At 37.0% G+C, this 19708-nt stretch carries 22 protein-coding genes; 10 read left to right on the top strand and 12 right to left on the bottom strand.

The annotated features are described in order from the left end of the window. Positions 1-141 precede the first annotated feature (141 nt). Positions 142-1854: a diflavin flavoprotein gene (locus FJR08_RS07580; protein WP_168632755.1), complete on the bottom strand. Its 1713-nt coding sequence runs from the start codon at positions 1852-1854 to the stop codon at positions 142-144. 280 nt (positions 1855-2134) lie between these two features. Next, the gene (locus FJR08_RS07575; RefSeq protein WP_168632737.1) at positions 2135-3853 is read right to left on the bottom strand and encodes a diflavin flavoprotein; all 1719 of its coding nucleotides are present in this window, start codon (positions 3851-3853) and stop codon (positions 2135-2137) included. Positions 3854-4268: 415 nt separating this feature from the next. Here FJR08_RS07575 and FJR08_RS23965 point away from each other — a divergent pair, with 415 nt between their 5' ends. The 8 genes from FJR08_RS23965 to FJR08_RS07540 all read left to right on the top strand — a co-directional run bounded on the left by FJR08_RS23965 (position 4269) and on the right by FJR08_RS07540 (position 10770). Then, the gene (locus tag FJR08_RS23965) at positions 4269-4400 is read left to right on the top strand and encodes a hypothetical protein (protein WP_015080175.1); all 132 of its coding nucleotides are present in this window, start codon (positions 4269-4271) and stop codon (positions 4398-4400) included. Between the two features lie 581 nt (positions 4401-4981). After that, positions 4982-5698, top strand: coding sequence for a DapH/DapD/GlmU-related protein (locus tag FJR08_RS07570; RefSeq protein ID WP_168632736.1), 717 nt, complete (start codon positions 4982-4984; stop codon positions 5696-5698). Positions 5699-6003: 305 nt separating this feature from the next. Continuing rightward, a complete protein-coding gene (locus FJR08_RS07565) occupies positions 6004-6645 on the top strand; it encodes a microcompartments protein (RefSeq protein ID WP_015080173.1) in 642 nt (213 codons plus the stop codon). A gap of 17 nt (positions 6646-6662) precedes the next feature. Beyond that, on the top strand, positions 6663-7442 hold the full coding sequence (locus FJR08_RS07560) for a pentapeptide repeat-containing protein (RefSeq protein WP_168632735.1): 780 nt from the start codon (positions 6663-6665) through the stop codon (positions 7440-7442). 17 nt (positions 7443-7459) lie between these two features. Then, positions 7460-8836: an AAA family ATPase gene (locus tag FJR08_RS07555; protein ID WP_168632734.1), complete on the top strand. Its 1377-nt coding sequence runs from the start codon at positions 7460-7462 to the stop codon at positions 8834-8836. Further along, entirely contained in the window at positions 8833-9024 is a 192-nt protein-coding gene (locus FJR08_RS07550; RefSeq protein ID WP_168632733.1) for a hypothetical protein, read from the top strand. Before FJR08_RS07555 ends, FJR08_RS07550 begins: the two co-directional genes overlap by 4 nt. 474 nt (positions 9025-9498) lie before the next feature. Beyond that, a complete protein-coding gene (locus tag FJR08_RS07545) occupies positions 9499-10017 on the top strand; it encodes a hypothetical protein (protein ID WP_168632732.1) in 519 nt (172 codons plus the stop codon). Between the two features lie 129 nt (positions 10018-10146). Further along, complete coding sequence (locus FJR08_RS07540; RefSeq protein WP_015080167.1) at positions 10147-10770, top strand: 4Fe-4S single cluster domain-containing protein; 624 nt, start codon at positions 10147-10149, stop codon at positions 10768-10770. 258 nt (positions 10771-11028) lie between these two features. Here the strand turns inward: FJR08_RS07540 and modB are convergent, their stop codons facing one another. From modB to def, 9 genes are all read right to left on the bottom strand, one after another. Next, entirely contained in the window at positions 11029-12825 is a 1797-nt protein-coding gene (gene modB / locus FJR08_RS07535; protein WP_168632731.1) for a molybdate ABC transporter permease subunit, read from the bottom strand. A gap of 171 nt (positions 12826-12996) precedes the next feature. Further along, the gene (gene modA / locus FJR08_RS07530; RefSeq protein ID WP_168632754.1) at positions 12997-13791 is read right to left on the bottom strand and encodes a molybdate ABC transporter substrate-binding protein; all 795 of its coding nucleotides are present in this window, start codon (positions 13789-13791) and stop codon (positions 12997-12999) included. Between the two features lie 334 nt (positions 13792-14125). After that, positions 14126-14959: a M56 family metallopeptidase gene (locus tag FJR08_RS07525; protein WP_168632730.1), complete on the bottom strand. Its 834-nt coding sequence runs from the start codon at positions 14957-14959 to the stop codon at positions 14126-14128. A gap of 4 nt (positions 14960-14963) precedes the next feature. Continuing rightward, the gene (locus tag FJR08_RS07520) at positions 14964-15383 is read right to left on the bottom strand and encodes a BlaI/MecI/CopY family transcriptional regulator (RefSeq protein ID WP_015080163.1); all 420 of its coding nucleotides are present in this window, start codon (positions 15381-15383) and stop codon (positions 14964-14966) included. Between the two features lie 63 nt (positions 15384-15446). Further along, positions 15447-16253, bottom strand: a complete 807-nt coding sequence (locus FJR08_RS07515) for a PD-(D/E)XK nuclease family protein (protein ID WP_015080162.1) — start codon at positions 16251-16253, stop codon at positions 15447-15449. 9 nt (positions 16254-16262) lie between these two features. Beyond that, the gene (locus FJR08_RS07510) at positions 16263-16562 is read right to left on the bottom strand and encodes a type II toxin-antitoxin system RelE/ParE family toxin (RefSeq protein ID WP_148759951.1); all 300 of its coding nucleotides are present in this window, start codon (positions 16560-16562) and stop codon (positions 16263-16265) included. Then, the gene (locus tag FJR08_RS07505) at positions 16562-16828 is read right to left on the bottom strand and encodes a type II toxin-antitoxin system ParD family antitoxin (protein ID WP_148759954.1); all 267 of its coding nucleotides are present in this window, start codon (positions 16826-16828) and stop codon (positions 16562-16564) included. Before FJR08_RS07505 ends, FJR08_RS07510 begins: the two co-directional genes overlap by 1 nt. Before the next feature lie 109 nt (positions 16829-16937). Next, positions 16938-17141: a hypothetical protein gene (locus FJR08_RS07500; protein WP_015080159.1), complete on the bottom strand. Its 204-nt coding sequence runs from the start codon at positions 17139-17141 to the stop codon at positions 16938-16940. 12 nt (positions 17142-17153) lie between these two features. Beyond that, complete coding sequence (gene def / locus FJR08_RS07495) at positions 17154-17717, bottom strand: peptide deformylase (protein ID WP_168632729.1); 564 nt, start codon at positions 17715-17717, stop codon at positions 17154-17156. A 102-nt stretch (positions 17718-17819) separates the two neighbouring features. Between def and FJR08_RS07490 the strand changes: the two genes are divergently transcribed. Next, positions 17820-18482 (top strand): methyltransferase type 11, encoded by a 663-nt coding sequence (locus tag FJR08_RS07490; RefSeq protein ID WP_168632728.1) that lies wholly within the window; start codon positions 17820-17822, stop codon positions 18480-18482. Positions 18483-18731: 249 nt separating this feature from the next. Here FJR08_RS07490 and aat read toward each other — a convergent pair whose 3' ends face one another. Next, complete coding sequence (gene aat, locus FJR08_RS07480) at positions 18732-19307, bottom strand: leucyl/phenylalanyl-tRNA--protein transferase (RefSeq protein ID WP_015080155.1); 576 nt, start codon at positions 19305-19307, stop codon at positions 18732-18734. 58 nt (positions 19308-19365) lie between these two features. On the opposite strand from aat, the gene FJR08_RS07475 reads away from it, so the two are divergent. Further along, positions 19366-19695 carry a hypothetical protein gene (locus tag FJR08_RS07475; RefSeq protein ID WP_015080154.1) on the top strand — a complete coding sequence of 110 codons (330 nt, stop codon included), beginning with the start codon at positions 19366-19368 and terminating at the stop codon, positions 19693-19695. The last annotated feature ends 13 nt before the right edge of the window (positions 19696-19708 follow it).

Raw genomic sequence — 19708 nt, 5'->3', positions numbered from 1 at the left:
TAATTTATCTTCCCAATGCTTCGCCCCTACTAACAACTGACAACTGACATTTTACTTTTACAAATTTTAAAATCTCAAAGACTACAAAAAACCGCCTTGGTAATGTTCCTAGACGGCTCTATAATTTATCGCAATTACTAATTAATAGTATGAGCCTGTTTTCCGGTGGTTAATAGCAGTCATAGCATCAGGCTTGAGTAATTTACCGTTGTCTACGGTTGCGTATATTACCCAATGATCACCGCATTCTAGCCGCTGCTGCACTAAACATTCTAGATATGCACAAGCCTCTGTTAAGATGGTACAGCCATTATCCGCTTCGGCTTTGGGGAAGTTAGCAAATCTATCTTCTCCAGGTTGGAAACTCTTGCGAAAATGCTTCATGTATTCCAGATGAACACCTTCAGGGAGGATATTCAAGACAAATTTACCACCAGGATATAATAGAGATTCAACGGCTCGATCTTTAGCGATCGCTACCGTAATTCCCGGTGGATTAAAAGTAGCTTGAGATACCCAAGCACCCATCATCCCTGTCGAAAATTCTCCCTGCTTGGCTGCAATGACACAGACAGAACCAATAATCCGGCCTACAGCTTGTTCTGTGGGGGTTGCAGCTTGTTGAGGAACACGAACTTTCTTGGCTTTTCGCAAACTTTGAGCAAAGTCTGTACCGACTTCTTCGCAATATTTGAGAGTAACTTCATCAGGTTTAAACTTGACTTTTAGGGTATCAAAACCAAAACGATAACCAGCGTCTCGGAGTTTGCATTCTACCAAGTCTAAAGCTTCACCACTCCAACCGTAAGAACCAAATACTCCCGCAGGTTTGGTATTATCACCTGTAGAGAGGACAATTCCTAAAGCGGTATGAATAGGAGTAGGTGCGTGTCCACCTATGGTGGGAGTCCCAATGATAAAACCATCTGCTTGTTCCAATGCAGTGCGGATTTCGTCAGCGGTTGCAAATTCGCAGTTCACAGATTTAACTGCAACGCCACCTTTGGTTAATCCTAAAGCCATTGCTTGTGCTAAGGTGGCAGTGTTACCATAGGCAGAGGCATAGAGAAGTGCTACAGATATTTCTCTATCTTTTTGAGAGCGACTCCACTCACTGTATAATTTTGTTAATTCGATTAAACTGGTGCGTACCAAGGGTCCATGACCAACAGCATACATTCTGACTTGGAAATCGGAAATTTTCTCCAAAGTTGACTCAACATGAGTTGCATGAGGAGCCATGAGGCAATTAAAGTAATAACGTTGGTCTTCTTTGAAAGTTTCCCAATGATCATCAAATACTTCTTCACCGCAGATATGTGCGCCAAATAGCTTATCTGTAAAGAGAATTTGGGTTTGTTGGTCATAAGTACAAAGTGCTTCCGGCCAACGAGGACTAGGAGTAGGTAAGAATTTCAAAACATGACCTTTACCTAAATCTAGGGTTTCTTTCCCCCGCATGACTAAAACTTTGATATCTTGGTCGGTGAAAGCAGCACGTAAATTATTCGCAGCGGGAAGAGAACAAACAAAGGTAATTTGTGGTGCGATCGCTAAAATTGCTTTTAAAGTAGGAATACGATTGGGGTTAAAATGTCCCAAAATTACATAATCCAACTTTTGCACATTGATTGTTTTCTGTAATGCTTCCAAATAAATTTCTGTAAATCCTTCTACTGGAGGATCTGTGATAGCAGTTTTATCGGATTCTATTAAATAGCTATTGGAAGTAGTTCCCCGTTCTAGAGCATACTCAATTTCAAATCTTAACCGCGATTTACTCCGCGCTCTCATCACCTTTGTGTTAGTAGCAATTGGTAGGATTTGTACGTCTCTTGGTCTGGAATCGCTCATGGATGCTTGTTGGGTCGAAAAAACTTGAGAAACCCAATTTTTAGCGGATTCAACAGCGTTAGAAAATGAATCTGGAAGTGTCATAATAATTATGAAAGATGGTTAGTTAATAATTAGGGAATAGGTAATGGGTAATAGGTAATGGGTAATAGGTAATGGGTAATGGGTAATGGGTAATAGGTAATAGGGAACAGGGAACAGGGAACAGGTAGAGAAGGGAGTAATTACCAATCACCAATTACCAATCACCAATCACCAATCACCAATCACCAATTACCAATTAATAGTAATTTCCGACTTTGCGATGACGAACTGCGGTAATTCCATCAGGTTTGGAAACTTTGCCATCTTCAACTGTGCAGTATAAAATCCAGTGATCACTACATTCCATGCTATTAACAACTTCACATTCCATGTATGCGAGTGCGTCGGTAAGAATGGGTGAACCGTTTTTAGCAGTTTGGGTTTTTACTTCTGCAAATCTATCAGCACCGGGATTTAAACGTTTGAGAAAATGCTTTTTCAGGTCTTGATAATTGCCTTCTTCAAGAACGTTAAGAACAAAGCGATCGCCTACTTGCAATAAATTATCTAAAGCGCGATCTTTAGCTACAGCAATGGTAAAACCTAAAGGCTGTAAACTGGCTTGTGTCACCCAAGATGCGATCATTGCGCCGCTAATATCGCCTTTTTTGGCAGTGACAATATATAAACCATTGCTAATTCTTCCCAACGCTTTTTCCATGTTCACGTCGAGAGATTTGATTTGTTTAATATTGCGTTCCCGCACTAACAATTGTCCTAAACCATTTCCGGCTTCTGCAAATTGTTTATAGGTAGCATCAGTGGGGGTTTCCTTAATGCGAATAGCTGGGAAAGCTTCCTTAATACCTAAATCAATAAATTTGCGTCTGAGAGTATCAATGGGTTCATCATCGCCACCATAGGACTCGAATAAACCCACAACTTGTTTGTTTTTAGCAACTGCTAATAATGAACTAATTGCGGCTTGCGCTTTGATTGCACTGGTAGAAGGCATACCTACAATTAAACCAGATGCTCTCCCAGCTAATTCTTGAATTTCTTGACTTTCTGCGGTGTTTAAATCCAATACTTCGACACCAACACCAGCCTTTTGTAAACCATCACCAATTGCGTGTCCTATGCGATCGCTATGTCCATAACCAGAGACATAAAACAAACCGACAGTAGTTTCTGTTTTCGCTTGTTTTTGACTCCAATTGTAATAATATTCTCTAAGAATATCCAGGTTATGATGTAGTAATGGTCCGTGTCCATTGGCGATAATTTTAATTTCCCCAAGTTCACCCATTCTCTTCATTGCATTTAGCAAAGAACGAGCATTAGGACCCATTAAACAATCGTAATAAAAGCGAAAATCAGCTTCAATTGCTTCTAAATTTTCGTCGAAAGTGCGATCATCACAGTAGTGCATTCCGAACGCATCACAAGTGTAGAGAACTTGGGTTTGGCGATCAAAGCTAAAAATAGTATCTGGCCAGTGTAAATTTGGCGCACTGACAAATTCCATTTCGTGATCTTTACCAATTTTTACGCGATCGCCACTTTTGACAATTCGCTTAGAAAAAGGCTCATGTACCAAACCTTCTAAAAATTGCAAAGCTACTTTAGAAGCTAAAACAGTGGCTCTGGGAGCTAACTGTAAAATATCTTCTACCAAACCACTATGATCAGGTTCAGTATGGCTAACAATTATATAATCAATAGTTTTAGGATTAACTAAACCCTTGAGAGTCTGTAAATAAAGATCACGAAACTTCTGGTGAGAAGTATCAATTAAAACGGTTTGTTCACCTCTAATCAAATATGAATTATAGGTTGTACCATTTTGTAAACCAAATTCAATATCAAAACGATCCCGATCCCAGTCTAGAGAACGAATCGCAGTGGTATTAGGGGCAATTTCTACAGTTTGTATAGTTAATCGGTTCTGAATGTTCTCTGAGATGGCTACCATTATTTCACAAGAGCAAATAAACAATCATTTCTTCTGCCCCCATTCTCGCTATTATGTTTTTTTAAAGCTGTAATGAAAAGTATATTTCGGAAAATTAAAGTCGTAATAATAGATACAGTTTTTACTTTAATTTAGATTAAATTGGACTACGAAATCACAAACTACAGCAATAATCAATACCCTATTTTTCGTAAGTATTATTTATACTTATGTCCTATTGGTAGAGTATCCTGGCTGTAACCGTACTAATCATAAAACTAAGTTTACTTTTAAATCTTCATAATTTATGTTTAAACTTTATTATTACTTTATATTTATTTTGCAACTTTCTTTTAGGATAGTAGAAAGACATTATTTATGTCACTATCAAGGCGTTTTATAGGAAGAGTGCATAAGTAAATTTTATTGGCATACTATGATTACAACAGCGGCAGATTCTAAAAATTGGCTGCAAGTAAGCCGTTATAGTAATCGGGGAAGTATTTATTTGTTTGCTCCGATGATTAATTTTAATGTGATGGCGGAAGTTGGAGACACTCCCCCTTGATTTGAAGTGATTGTACTTACTGGGAAATTTAATGAATAATTCAACAATTACATCTGGATGGTAGTGAAGAAATTTCACGCCTATTTCAGCGTAGCATAAATAGATGTAATTGAATTGAAATAAATACTTTGATATTTGGTAATTGAATATCTGAATTATAATGGTTTGTCAAATTACTAACTTATATGCAGCAATAGTTAGAAATTTGATGTTGCCTTAAAGCATGAAAATTCAGTATTTATTATTATTTCTAAATATAAAAAGTATTGCCTTAATTTCCGAGTAGTACATATATAACGAATGCAGACAGTTGCAAACTGCTGTAATTCTAGAATTATGTCTAACAATTAAATAATACCTGTATTTAATAGCTTTTAGCCTTAAAAACTTGCGTTGGGTTTTTCAAATATTTGAAAAACTTCATATTAGCCATATTATTTTCTATTGATCTGTTTACTCAAAATGCAGACATAGAAATATATATGGTACACGGCAAGATTCAAATACGGGATGTCTTTATTTGAGCAGTTGATAATTCCACAAATCTCCAATATCACAATTTAGTTAGCAGTAATAAAGTCATGAATCACGGACAACATTTCTCAAGATTGAAAAGATTTCAAGAACTTCTTTTAACTACTTTTCTTGGTGATATCCCCACAATTTTTGGTGGTGTAAAGTTACGCAATTTTCTATATCACGCTATTTTTTCGCGCATAGGTAGCTCAGTTTATCTTCAAGATGGCGTTGAATTTCTTGGTGCTGATGCTATTGAAATTGGGAATGGAACTTATATTTTCAAAGGAGTTCGTATAGATGGAAGAGGACATAAAAATAATAGAATTCAGCTAGAAAATGGAGTTGTGATTGAGCATAATGTGGTGATTGGGGCGTTAGATAATACTCGGATTCACATTGGTGAAGATACTTTTATTGGACCTAGTGCTTGTATTGCTGGCCCCGGAAATATTACAATTGGCAAGCATTGTTTAATTGCAGCCCATACTGGGATATATGCTAATAATCACAACTTTACAGATCCAACACAGCTAATCAAATACCAAGGCATTACTAGTCAAGGAATCGTGATTGAGGATGACTGTTGGCTAGGAGATGGAGTGAAAGTTTTGGATGGTGTCACTATCGGTAGAGGTAGTGTGATAGGTGCTGGTGCTGTTGTCACTAAAGATATTCCCCCATTTTCCGTAGCTGTGGGCGTACCAGCACGAGTAATTAAAAGCCGAGACGGTAAAGAACTTGTTAAATTTACAGACTCCTCTCTATTAACTTCAAGCTAGGTTTTTACAAGATTCCTCTGGGTAATTGGCTGTTTTTTATTCTAGCATTAGGCACTTGGGTAAAGCGGGTAGGCACACCAATTACCAAACCAGTCCACTTTAACTTACCTTTGGGGGTTAAAGTCCCCTGCTTCTACAAGCAGCGGGTTTTGCGTCGGGGTAAAATCCCCGTTGCAAAACGTAATTCTAAATTCTAAATTCTAAATTCTGCATTCTTTTAACGGTAAACTCATATATTGCAGATCCCCGACTTCTTCGAGAAGTCGGGGATCTAAATCTACCCTCATAACTGGAGAATTAAGACTTTGGGTATAGAATTACGCAGTTTCGTATTTCTAGACAATCTGCAACCTCAACACGCCGCATACATGGGAACAGTAGCCCAGGGTTTCTTACCATTACCGGGGGATACATCCCTATGGATTGAAATTTCCCCTGGTATCGAAATCAACAAGATTACGGACGTAGCCCTAAAATCTGCTTCTGTTCGTCCTGGAGTGCAAGTAGTAGAACGGCTATATGGACTATTAGAAGTGCATTCCGGCTCTCAAGGGGAAACGCGAGCCGCTGGAGATGCAATTTTGGCGTTTCTGGGCGTGAAAAAAGAGGAATGTCTCAAACCTCGTGTAGTTTCTAGTCAGATTATCCGTAATATTGACGCTTATCAAACCCAACTGATTAACCGTACCCGTCGGGGACAACTGCTATTAGCAGGACAAACCCTTTATGTATTAGAAGTTGAACCAGCGGCTTATGCTGCATTAGCAGCCAATGAAGCAGAAAAAGCCGCGCAAATTAATATTCTGGAAGTTCAAGCTGTAGGTAGTTTTGGCCGACTTTATTTAGGTGGCTCAGAACAGGATATTTTAGCAGGAGCAGCGGGCGCTTTAGCAGCAATTGAAAATTCACCAGGAAGAGAAAATCCTCAAGGTAAGCGGAACGAATAAAGGAGTAGGAATAAAAAATGGCAAATCAACAACATCTCAATTTATTACGATCAGGTGCAGTTACTTGGATAGAATGGAGAAACGAAAATCTCCACATTGAAATTGATCTTAGCTGTGCAAATCTACTAGGAGAAAACCTGCGGGGGGCAAATCTTCAAGGAGTAAATTTGAATAAAGTCAATTTAGCTCACGCTTTATTAGTGCGAACTAATTTTAGTCATGCTAATCTCAGTAATGCTATTTTTTATCAAGCCAAATTAATTGAAGCTAATTTAAGTAAAGCTAATTTGAGTATTGCTAATTTGAGTGGTGCAATCTTGACACAGGCTGATTTAAGTTTTGGCAACTTTATTGGTGCTGATTTAAGTGGTGCAAATCTAGAAAATGCTATGATTAATGATGCTAATTTAATTGGTACAGATTTGCAAAATGCTAATTTAAAAGGTGCTGATTTATCAGCGTCCCAACTTATTCGTAGTAATCTAGGTTTTGCAACTTTAATGGCAGCTAATTTAATTACTGCTAATTTGAGTGAAGCCAATTTATATGAAGCAGAATTAATGACTGCTCAACTTTATCAAGCTAACTTACATAAGGCTAATTTAACTAAAGCTCATTTAGGAAACGCATTTTTATCTAAAGCAAATTTGAGTGAAGCAAATTTAACGGAAGCTGATTTAAGTTGGGCAAATTTAAAAGGTGCGAACTTAGCAGGAGCAAATTTAAAAGGTACGAATCTTAGGGGTGCAAATTTCCAGGGAGCAAATTTGAAAGGGACGATTTTGGAAAAAGATTAAGTAAGGAAAATAAATTCATGCACATTCAAAAAGTCATTATCAAAAACTTCCGATGCTTTGAGCATTTGGAAGTTAATTTAGATCCCGATATCAATATTTTTGTTGGCAATAATGGATCAGGGAAAAGTGCATTACTGGATGGTATTGCTGCTGCATTATCTGTTTCCTATGTAAATCCTGATATCATATATCAAACAAGAGAAAACCCCTTAATATCTTGGGAATTAAAATATAATCCCAAAGATATTAAATCTTTTAGTTTTGCAGCAAATCTAATTTTCATTAATCAAGATTTTCCTGCTAAAAAATATAATGATAAAATAGAAAGTTTAAATGATGATGAAATAGAAAAAGCAACGGAATTTACAGTTTTAAATACAGATTTTTTAGAATGTAAAATAGTTTATAAAAAAAACCTAGACCACCCAGAATATATTGATGTTTCTTCTAGATTTACATGGCCGATCAAACATACATCTAATAATTTAACAAATAAGCCTAAATCTGAACTTTCAGTAATAGCCTATTATCAAGGTGATCGTAATATCAAAAATATTAACAATATTGATGTTATTTCTAATCAATCTTTCAATAGATTGGATGGTTTTAAAAATTGTTTGAATGCAAGTTCTAACTTCACAGATTTAGCTAACTGGTTTTTCGTGCGCGAGTACGAAGAATTGAGAGAGGGAAAAAGGCAAGGAAATATTAACTTTGAACTTCCTGATTTAAAGCAAATAAGAAATGCTATTTCTACCATTATTGCTCCCAATGCTCGCATTTATTTTTCAGGTGCAACATCTGCAAAATTAATGGTTGAGTGGACAATGGAAACAGGAGAAAAAAGAGAACTTTTATTAAGTCAATTAAGTGCAGGTTATCGCAATATGTTGGCGTTGGTAATGGATTTTGCGCGACGTTTAGCACAAGCAAACCCAGACATGGAAAACCCATTAGCAGCAGAAGCAATTTTGATGATTGATGAGTTAGATTTGCATTTACATCCAACGTGGCAACAAAAGATTATTCCTGATTTGAAAAAGGTATTTCCCAACACTCAAATTATCGCCACTACTCACAGTCCCGAAGTTGTAACAACAGTTCAACAAAATCAGGTGAAGATATTAGAAGATTATCAAATAAAGGAATGTCCATCACCTACCAAGGGAATGAAAAGTTCAGATATTGTCAGATATGTTTTAGGGTTAAGTGATTTAAGACCAGATACAGAAGAATCAAAAACACTGACACGCCTTTTTGAAGCAATTGATAATGGTCAATTAGAAGAAGCAAAACGCCTTAGAAAAGAATTGCAAGATTGGGAATCGTTTGATCCAGATATGACTAGAGCAGATATGCAAATCCGCCGCTTAGAACGGAGGAATGCAGTGTGAAAAATGTGATTAAATCTACAGAACCAGAGGAACTTAAAAATTATATAAACAGATTTTCTTCTCAGTTTAAAAAATGGAAGGATTTAAAAAAGAATAGAGATACTTTAAATGCAATTCGTAAAACTTTAGCATCTGATCAAAAAGGACTTTGTCCCGGATTTCTCACCAAAATCCTCAAACCCTTATAAAATCTGGATTCTGGGTTTTCACACTGCATCAAAAATCAACCCCATGAAAAATGCCCGAAACCGTCTCTCTATAAAGATTATATAGATTGCGATAGCGAAGCGCTCCGTAGGAATCGCATTGTTTGTGAGAAATGCGGGTGTGCAGGTGCGGAACGACACCTTATGAATATTTCTTATTCAGGTTAACAATAAATAAGATCCCCGACTTCTTAAAGAAGTCGGGGATCTGACTGACTTGAGCAACACTTGATTAAACAAAATAAAATCTGCCCTTTCATCTATCTAGAGAAATAGATTTTAGTTTGTAATTAATCTAAAATTAACCTATTGATAAAAAAGCTCTTTTTTTTGAACAAAGCTGTGATTTTTGGAAAAAGTCTGATAGATTATCGGTATTGAGTTTTGCATTCTCACTCTCATCTAAGAGAATTTTATCAACTCAATTTCCTGTTATTAATTTAGTTGGTGCATATTATGGATATCTTATTTGTTCACGGTGAAGAAAGTAAAAACATCATCGGATGTTATGGAAATATTGAAGGAATTGCGGCTGTGGTTGTCACAGTATTTCCAGACAATAGCAAGTACGAAATTATTGATTCTGTGTTCCGTCGTCGTCTGGGATTGAAGCCAACTGCTGATGATTTGCTAGAATTGGCTAACACCCATAAAGTTAAATATATTATCAGCAATAAACTCATGGAAAATGTTTACCATGGGGGAACATTAGAAAAAAATTATGAGTTTCCTGTCGAGATTCAATGGGAAACCAATGAAATTAATGTTGAGAAATTGCTATTTTTAACTGAATGTTATCTCAATGAAGGGAGGTTAAATTTAGCTGCTGATGTCGAAAACGTCATAGAAAAAGAATTACGGTCTTTCGATCTGCAAAAATGCCGGGATTCTGGTCAAGCCAGCCACAGGCTATTTGCATTCTTTCATGCTATCTCTGCTGCGCGTTCATCCACTCCCTCCTGGGCAAAATCTTAAGATAACTTAAAGGTTGATTACACAAAATAATCAATCTTTAAAAAAGCTTATAATTTCTTTCTCCACACTTTTTCAGAGTCTCGCTATATTAGCAAGTAATAGGAAAAGTTGAAAAGGAGTTGACAAAAGATGGAAACCAAGCCCATGAACCCATCTCTAGGACTCGCGGACATTCCCCCCGGTTATCTTAACATTATGGGTTATGTTGACCAATCAGAAGTTAATGGCCCTGGTTGTCGGGCTGTGGTCTGGGTACAAGGCTGTAACCGTGAGTGTTCTGGTTGCTTTAATCCCGACTCCTGGGCATTTGAGATTAATGATTTAGTGGCTATTGATACCCTAGCTGAAAGTATTCTCAAAAATCCCCAGAATACAGGTGTAACTTTTTCCGGTGGTGAGCCATTTTGGCAAGCACCTGCATTAACAATTCTAGCGAAAAAGTTAAAAGCAGCGGGTTTAAATGTCATGTCTTTTACTGGTTTCACTCTTCAACAATTACAATCTAATTCTGCCCCTCCAGGTGCAAAAGAATTGTTAGCAGAATTAGATATTTTAATTGATGGTCCTTTTGTCAAATCTCTAGCAGTTAATTCTCCTGATTCTCCCGTTTCTTCTAGTAATCAAAATGTAAATATCTTTAACCCAGAATTTGCAGATAAAATTACTTGGGCTAGTGATCAAATTGAAGTTCACATTCTCAAAGATGGAAATCGTATTGTCACAGGTTATCAAGGTTTATTGGAATTAAGTTAAGAGTAGGGGTAAAGCAAGAGCTTCATTGGTGGCTTATCTATTGGCTTTCACACCCGCCAGGGAATAAATTCCCTGTCTAATAGCTCAAGTCCGTTTTAACGGACTAATAAATTTTCCTAGTATTCAGTCATCTTTAGATGACTTGCGCTATTAGACTGGGAATATGGCTTACGCCACGCTGCGCTATCATTCCCAGTTGGGTTATGGGTTTTACGTTAAGTTGACACCAATGAGCATTGCTAAACCCCTACATATTATTTACTCCATTAACAGTAACCTCAAAGGATCTAAATGTACATACCAAGGAAAAGGTTGATCTTGAATATTTACCCATTTTTCTTTATAAATTTCTCCTTGTAAATGATAATCATGGGGATGATTTCCCACAGAATTAAGTTTAAGGAATACTGTCATTCTGTGAGGTGTTTCACTGGTACGAACTAAATAACAGGGAAATGTATTTACTTGTTGAGGATCTTTAGTGAAAATCAAATGGTGAGCGCGAATACCAACATGAGATAATTTTGCAGGAATTTTTTCTCTAACTTCCAGAGTACAACCCCAATCAATTGCTTCTATCTGTTGAGGTGATAAAATATTAGCACGAGAAAAGTTTTTACAACCAGTAATTTGAGCAACATTTACACTAGCAGGATGTTGAAATATCTCATATTTAGAACCATAATGAGCGGCTTTTCCTTGTTCTAATACTAACAAATTGGGACATAGGCGATAAGCCTCTTCCATATTATGAGTCACAAACAAAGTTACTCCAGAATAATCATCCAGAATTTCTGCAACTTGTTGTTCTAATTGACTGCGTAAATGTGTATCCAGGGCAGAAAATGGTTCATCTAAAAGTAATGCTTCTGGTTTGCTGGCTAAAGCCCTAGCTAATGCTACCCGTTGTTGTTGTCCCCCGGAAAGTTGGTGCGGATAGCGATCGCCAAATCCTTGTAATTGCATGGCTATTAATTGCTTTTCTACCTCTTCTTTAGCATTTAGATATTTCGGTAAACCAAAAGTGATATTTTGCGCCACAGTCATGTGTGGAAATAAGGCATAGTTTTGGAATAAAAAACCAATCTGTCGTTGATGAATAGGAATATTAATGTTCTTTTCTGAGTCAAATAATACTCTACCATTTAAAATTATTCGTCCTTTATTCGGTGTTTCTATCCCCGCTAGACAACGCAAAATCATACTTTTTCCTGCCCCGGAACTTCCCAATAATCCTAATGGTTGATTGTCAGTATTAAAGGCAACTTGTAGATAAAAGTTGTCTAGTCTTTTTTGAATATCTAAAACTAAACTAGATGTATAGGAATCAATTAATAAAGAATCAGATTTACTTGCTGATTTTATTTGCTTTATTGGTACTTTTGTGAGTTTGCGTTTATCTGGAAATTCTTGCCATAAATTAGCTATAATAATTCCTGAAAGAGAAACAATCATAATTACAATTGACCAAAACCAAGCTTCATTCATTGCCCCCGCTTCCACAGCAAAATATATTGCCATTGGCATTGTTTGAGTTTGTCCAGGGATATTACCTGCTAACATCAAAGTTGCCCCAAATTCACCCAAAGCCCGCGCAAATGCTAAGGTAGTGGCAGCTAAAATCCCAGGAAATGCTAGGGGTAAACTAATCCGCCAAAAAATTGTGAATTCTTTCGCACCCAACGTTCTCGCTACTCGCAGCAGATTGGCATCAATTTGGCTAAAAGCTCCCAGTGCAGTTTTATACATCAATGGGAAGGAAACTATTGTAGCAGCGATCGCTGCACCATACCAAGTAAACACAATTGTGGTATCAAACGGTTCTAGCAGTTTACCAACCGGACCATTTTTACCGAAAAATAGCAGCAGTAAAAATCCCACCACAGTAGGTGGTAGAATCAACGGTGCAACAAATATCCCCTCAATTAAAGATTTGGCTTTACCGCGATATCCCAACATCCAATAAGCAGCAGATATACCCAAAAAGAAAGTAATAAACGTTGCTAGTAAAGCAGTTTTGAGAGATATCCAAAGCGGTGACAAATCCTGTGGCATAGTTTTTAAGGTTTGACTAAGTAGGTTAGCATTGAAAATCGTCCTTATGGCACTAGGCTTGAGGCAATACTTCGACTTCGCTCAGTAACCAGAGGCAAGAGTGAAGAGGGTTTGGGCGATTTTACTTTTCATTGCTTGCCAGAAGTCGGGAATCTGAAATTTCACCTATGATTAAGGCAAAATAAACCCATATTTTTTGAATACAGATTTTGCTTGATTGCTAGATAAAAATTGAGAGAATTCTTTAGCAGCATCAACATTTTTGCTACGTTTAACAACTGCTAATGGATAAATAATGGGAGAGTGGTATTTTTCATCTGCCGTAACTACAACTTTGACCTTATCAGAGATTTTGGCATCAGTTATATAAACTAAACCTGCATCAGCATTACCACTTTCTACAGATGCTAAAACTTGACGCACGTTATTAGCAAAAACCAGTTTTGATTTAATCTCTGACCAAATTTTCAACTTTTCTAATACTTGTTGTGCGTATTGTCCTGCCGGTACACTTCTCGGTTCACCAATAGCGATTTTTTTAACTTTCGCATCTTTGAGACTGTAGAAACTGGTGATACCAACAGCATTTTTAGGTACTACCAAAACTAACCGATTTTTAGCAATTATATTCCGAGTCCCTGGAACTAAAAGTCCTTTTTGTTCTAAAGCATCTACTTGTTTTTTAGCAGCAGATATAAAAATATCCGTCGGCGCACCTTGTTCGATTTGTTGCTGTAATGCACCGGAACTACCAAAGTTATAATTAATTTTGACGTTTGGTTTACTTTGTTGGTAGAGGGGTTTAATTTCTTCCAGTGCCTCTTTTAAACTAGCAGCGGCGGATATGAGTAAGTTGTTATTAGATTGTGCTGATACAGGAGAAGAAGTCAGGATTGGTAAGCCCATAACTAGTAGTAAAGTAGCTAATGCTGTCGCTATTAAAACTAGTAGCTTTCTTCTTTTGATTGGGAAATTGGACTGAGAGAAATTTTTATTCATGGAATTGACACTCAGTATACTTTTACCAAGATTACCATAATATTTACCAGTTATATTGGTAAATATTTCCTAAAAAAATCAATTTGTGAAGATCATTAATCTCATATATTGTGTCCTAAGCTACTTTTTCCAATAGAGCTAGAGGATACTTACCAATTTGACTAAACACTAGGAAAATTTATGAGTCCGTTTTAACGGACTTGAGCTATGAGACAGGGAATTTATTCCCTGGTGGGTCTTAAATTGACACCAATGAGCAGTGCTAAACCCCTTGTATCGTCATCAGGAGAGAGGAAATCATTTAAGTATGAAATACTACTGTAATCAAGGGTAGAAACGCCAATAAAAAAATATGCCAAGATTGTAATTGCGTTTCTGGTACTGGTTCAGATGGTGTTAATAAAGCCTCTATTCTTTGTTCCAAGCGATCGCCTGCACCCAAAGCAGCACAACAAATATCTGATGTAATTAGATTATTACTCACGACTAACAGCAAGGATTCTGCTAATACTAAAGGATCTACTTGAGATGCAGCATAACTATCAGCCCGTAGTTCTCGTAAAATTAACAATTCTTGCCATAAAGACTCTGTATTCGGCAACCAGGCGGTACAAGAACGCACCCAGCCCAGCCAAAAGAACCAAAACGTATCCCTATACTGATAATGCCCTTGTTCGTGGGCTAAAACACTTTCCAGATGGGCTGGAGAGAGAATTTGTAGTAGTCCTTGACTAACAACTAATTCAGGTTGCCAAAAACCCATTTGTCCAGCAAATAAAGCTTCTGTTTGTAGAAGTCGGGCTGATTTACCATCTAGAGTAATTTGGGGACATTCACGGGCAGATTTAATGGCTTTCCAGCCCTGAAAAGCGAGGTTGATACCTACGGTATTCAAAAATCCTAGAAAAATTAATGCGAGGAGATAGCTAAAAGAGTCGGTATACATTCCGCCCATTTTTCCCTGCGTACCCATACAGACTATAGAAGTGACTGTCATGAATATGAGTAAGGGGGGAAAAAGGAATAAAAACAAGGTTTTTTGCCATCTTAAATGCCAATTTCTTGGCTGGATACTGCCAGAGGATCGTAACCAGCAAGCAATGGTTACAGCAGTGATAATCATGAGTAGGTGCATAATTCTATTTTTCTCCTCTGGCTTCCCGTGCGGCTTGGATGCGTTTAGCGATCGCTTCGATTTGGTCACTAGCAGCTTGATCTAAACTATCAGCAAATGCCGCAATTACATCAGGATTTCCTACTGCTAAAAATCGCTGTAATTGATCATGGGCTTTAATAATATCTGCTTGTTGCTTAGTGAGCAATGGCCGCCAATAAAAGGCTTTGCTGTGCTTATCACAAGCTAACCAACCTTTTTCCGTGAGACGACGCAAAACGGTGGTAACAGAAGTATAAGCCAATTCGCGGTTAGGATCAGCCAGAATCCGATCATGTACATCTTTGACTGTTACTGAACTCAATTCCCAAATAATACTGAGGATTTCTGCTTCTAGGGGACCTAGGGACATTTGTTTGGGACGATAATCGGGTAATGGAGCCATGTTGATAATTTTGGATATTATTTCTATTTCTATTTCTATTTCTATTTTAACATTTTTAAAAGTTCAAAGTGATACTTCTGCAATATTTTCCAAACTAGGAAACTGTTGATTAATATCTATATTCACTTGTTTGATTTTTTGACGTTGACACCTCACTGCATATTGGCAAGATTCACAGATTTTCTGAGATTCCTTAATTTGCGGTAAGGATATATTATATTCATAATCTTTTATCCATTTTGTAAGATTGTTTAATAGTTGATGTAATTCCTCTGCTGTTTTTTGATGTTCTTTTTCATTATATAAAAATTTGATTTTTTTAGTTTGCCCTTTTGATTGCACAAACCAGTAAGTCATGGAAATATTTTCTAATAAATAGTTGCTAGTTTCTGCCATGACATACATATACAGTCTTGTTTGCCAATTTTGAGCTAATGTTTCTGATTTTGGTGGTTGGGGATAGGTTTTCCAGTCGAGAATTTGGGCTTGATTTTGATCAGCAATTAATAAATCATAAATAACTGTGAGGAGATAATCTCCAATTTGCAAGGTTCGATAATGTTCACTTTCTCGAAAAGTTTGATTATCAATATTAGTTATAAATATTTCTGGAGCAATTTTCCTAAAATCAGTCATCCAATTTTGCAATTGAGGATCTGCTTGTAGTAAGTTATTAATAGGTAAACCCATTTCTCGCTGCTGCATAAGTAAGTGAAACCGACTCCCTAAAATTTGATATTCTTCATGTTTAGGATCTAAAGGAGTATTCAGTTGTTCTAAATAGCTATGCTGGAATTTACGCGGACAAGCTGCGAGTAAGTTGAGATGTCCTTGGGAAAGTCGGAGTATTTGGGTAGAAGTTGGTAGCATAATTTTATTTTATTGATCTAAATCCAAAAACAAAGATTCTATATCTCTATACCCACTAACCACTCGAATAATGACAATACTATTTTCTAATAACTGATAAAAAATTATATAACCATCAATGGGAATACCTCTTAATGGAGAATCTATATGGCTATAACTACGCCCAATTTTAGGAAATTTTACTATATTCAAACACTTGTTATTAAAATCCTTAACAAACTTTTCCCCTGCATCAATATTGCGCTGAAGAAAATAATCTAAAATATTTTCTATGTCCTGACTTGCCTCTACAGATAGAATATATTCCATTATTTTTTATTCTCACGAGCAATCCTAATTTTTTCCTGTAATCTAGCCATAACAACATCACTACTAACTACCTCTCCTCGTTCAATTTGGGTAAGTCCTACAGCGACTTTCTTGCGTGTTTCTTGTTCCCATTCCTGATACCCTTTTTCCCACTCCGATAATACTTTAAGTGCTTTAATTATCACATCATCTGCATTAGTATAATGGCCTGTGGCAATATATGCCCGTATCAGTTCCTCAGTTTCTGGTTGAAGTTGAATTTTCATGATTTATAATCTTCCTCTCAATTACCAATTACTTAGTAAAAAATAAAAGGTAAAAGGGTGAAGTGTGCATTCCTCGTTCATCCTCTTACCTTTTTCATATACCTGATGCTTATTTCATATTAGCTCGTGCATCCTTCACTGCGGCAATAAAAAAGAATACGGTGAGAGGAATGCTCAAAGCTAGGATAATGGCAGTGGTTTGGAAACCAAAATTTGGTTCTCCATAACTCAATTCAAACACCGAACCAACAGCCGCAATCGCTGTAAAACAAGCACCACCTAAAAATAAACCGCTTTTTGGAGTTAAATACACTACTAGACCACCCTATGCTACTGGTTTCACTGCTTGATACGAGAAGCCATTCTTCGATAACTCCTCGGTTAAAGTCAAGGAATTTTCTACACGATCTACAAATACCACGCCATTAAGGTGATCAAGTTCGTGGAGAATACAGCGACCCAGTAAATCATCGGCTGTTAAAGTTTGGGGGCGGCCATACTCGTCTTTATAGGCGATTGTTACCACTTCTGGACGTTTTACATCTAGATAGACGTTGGGAATACTTAAACACCCTTCCTGAGCCACAGAGAGCTTACTGCTAACCTGTTTAATCGTCGGGTTAATTAATACTAATGGCGGATGATCTGGGTTATCTGGTTCGCAGTCAATGACGATCAGCTGTTTATTGATACCAACTTGAGGTGCAGCCAAACCAATGCCATCTGAGCTATACATAGTTTGCAGCATTTCGCGCACTATTTGGCGGAGTTCGTCATCTATTTTGGTAACACGCTTTGCAGGTTGTCGCAACACGCGATCGCCTAAGTAGTGCATTTGCAAAGGTGGATTTCTTAACTTTTTCTTCTCGACAGCAATATCAGAGGGCATGGTTCTTGATGGCTTTATAGTGAATAATCTTACCAATCTAATTCTATCGTTAGTAGTCTAGTTCTTAGTTGATATAGTCCAATGACGGTGCATTAAATCATTATGTTCAAAGAAGAAGCTAGGTGGTTGGCAAATATTATCTATTCTCTCGACCCAAACACTGTATTCCCTATACTCAATATTGGTAGTTCAAACCAAAAATTTAGAGAACATGAACAACCTTGGATTGATGAACTATTATTCAAACCTGCTAGAACAAAGGGCTACTCAGTAATTCATGCGGACATGAAAAACGATACAGGTGTTGATCTAGTGGGGGATTTATGCGACCTTGATTTTTTACAGAAACTTTCAGAAATGAATATTCAATCTGTATTGTGTTCTAACTTATTGGAACACGTAACGAATAGAGAAGAAATATGTCAAATAATTAGCTCTATTATCCCTAAATCTGGCTATATTTTCGTTACAGTTCCTTATAAATATCCCTACCACCGCGATCCTATAGATACCATGTTTCGACCTGATATCCAGGAATTGAGTAGCCTATTTCCCGATTTCAAAATTGTCAATGGAGAAATTCTCGCAGGAGGTTATTTAGTGCAATCAACTACCATTATACCTGTATTATATACACTTGCAATGGTCATTCGACTTATGTTACCCATTTACCAACCTCTGAGGTGGTTCGATTCTCTAAAATACGCATTATGGTTGTTCAAAGATATTTCTGTTAGCTGTGTTGTGTTGGAAAAAGTTAATTAGGAAACAGGCAAGAGTTTTATTTCTCTCACTCAACAATTTCTTAACCGCTTACTAATTAATCAACCCGATTTTATCCAATTTCTCTGTCACGGTTGACAACTCACTACTTCCCAAACCCTGCCTTTACCAATTACCAATGACCAATTACCAATTACCAATCACCAATCACCAATCACCAATCACCAATCACCAATCACCAATTACCAATCACCAATGACCAATCACCAATCACCAATCACCAATCACCAATCAAATTAATTTACAAGGACTTGGTAATGCTTGTTTTAGTAAAATTTCATATTCTTCACTACTAACATGATAAGCACCAAATCTGGCTAAATGAGGATTCATCATTTGCGCGTCAAATAGTAGAAATTTTCTTTCTCGTAATCTTTCTACCAATTTCACCATTGCCACTTTAGAACCTTCAGAAATATTGAAAAACATGGATTCACCAATAAAAATACCACCAATGACAATCCCTAAAATTCCCCCAGCTAATTCATCACCTTGCCAAGTTTCAAAACTATAAGCGTAACCAGTTTGGTAAAGTAACCAATAAATCTTTTCTAATTCTGGAGAAATCCAAGTTGTATCGCGGTTAGCACAGCCAGCAACCACACCCAAAAAGTCCCGGTTAACGGCTACTGTGAATCGTTCCTGATTAAGAACACGCTGTAATGATTTAGGATAGCGAAAGCGTTCATCTAAAGGAATTAGAGTCCGTTCGTTACTTCCATACCATCCCAAGTTATTACTCTCATCAGACATGAGAAAATAACCTTGAGCATAACCCCGAATAATAGCAGCAACATCGTATTCCATTGTCTTCTTCTGGGATTACCCACAGCACACAAATTCTATATAAAATATACAAACAAAAATGACTCAAGCAATTCCACCCATTACCTTACCACCTTCGGAAAATCCCCAAGAAGAAGGAGAATGGTTACAACAAAACTTGTTGCATTGGCTTGATCAAGAGTTTATTCCTGAAGCAATAAATCAAAATATAGCCCAGCGGGCATCACAGATTTTTGTGAGACAACGCATGGAAGGAGAAAATGATTTAGGTTCTCTGGTAATTGCTATTGTCACAGAGATGCAATCATTTGATTTTTCTAAAAGCTTTTTTGGGGAGTTTGCGATCGCCAACGCCGTTAGCGATCTACTCTTAGATAGTCTGGGAATTGATCATTGTTGTGGTCAATAATATCTTAGTTATT

Origin of the sequence: Dolichospermum sp. UHCC 0260 (genome assembly GCF_009711985.1) — a bacterium.
In the GTDB taxonomy this organism is placed as follows: domain Bacteria; phylum Cyanobacteriota; class Cyanobacteriia; order Cyanobacteriales; family Nostocaceae; genus Dolichospermum; species Dolichospermum lemmermannii.
Note: the sequence above shows the minus strand (reverse complement) of the source record. Positions and strands in the feature narration are given on the sequence as shown.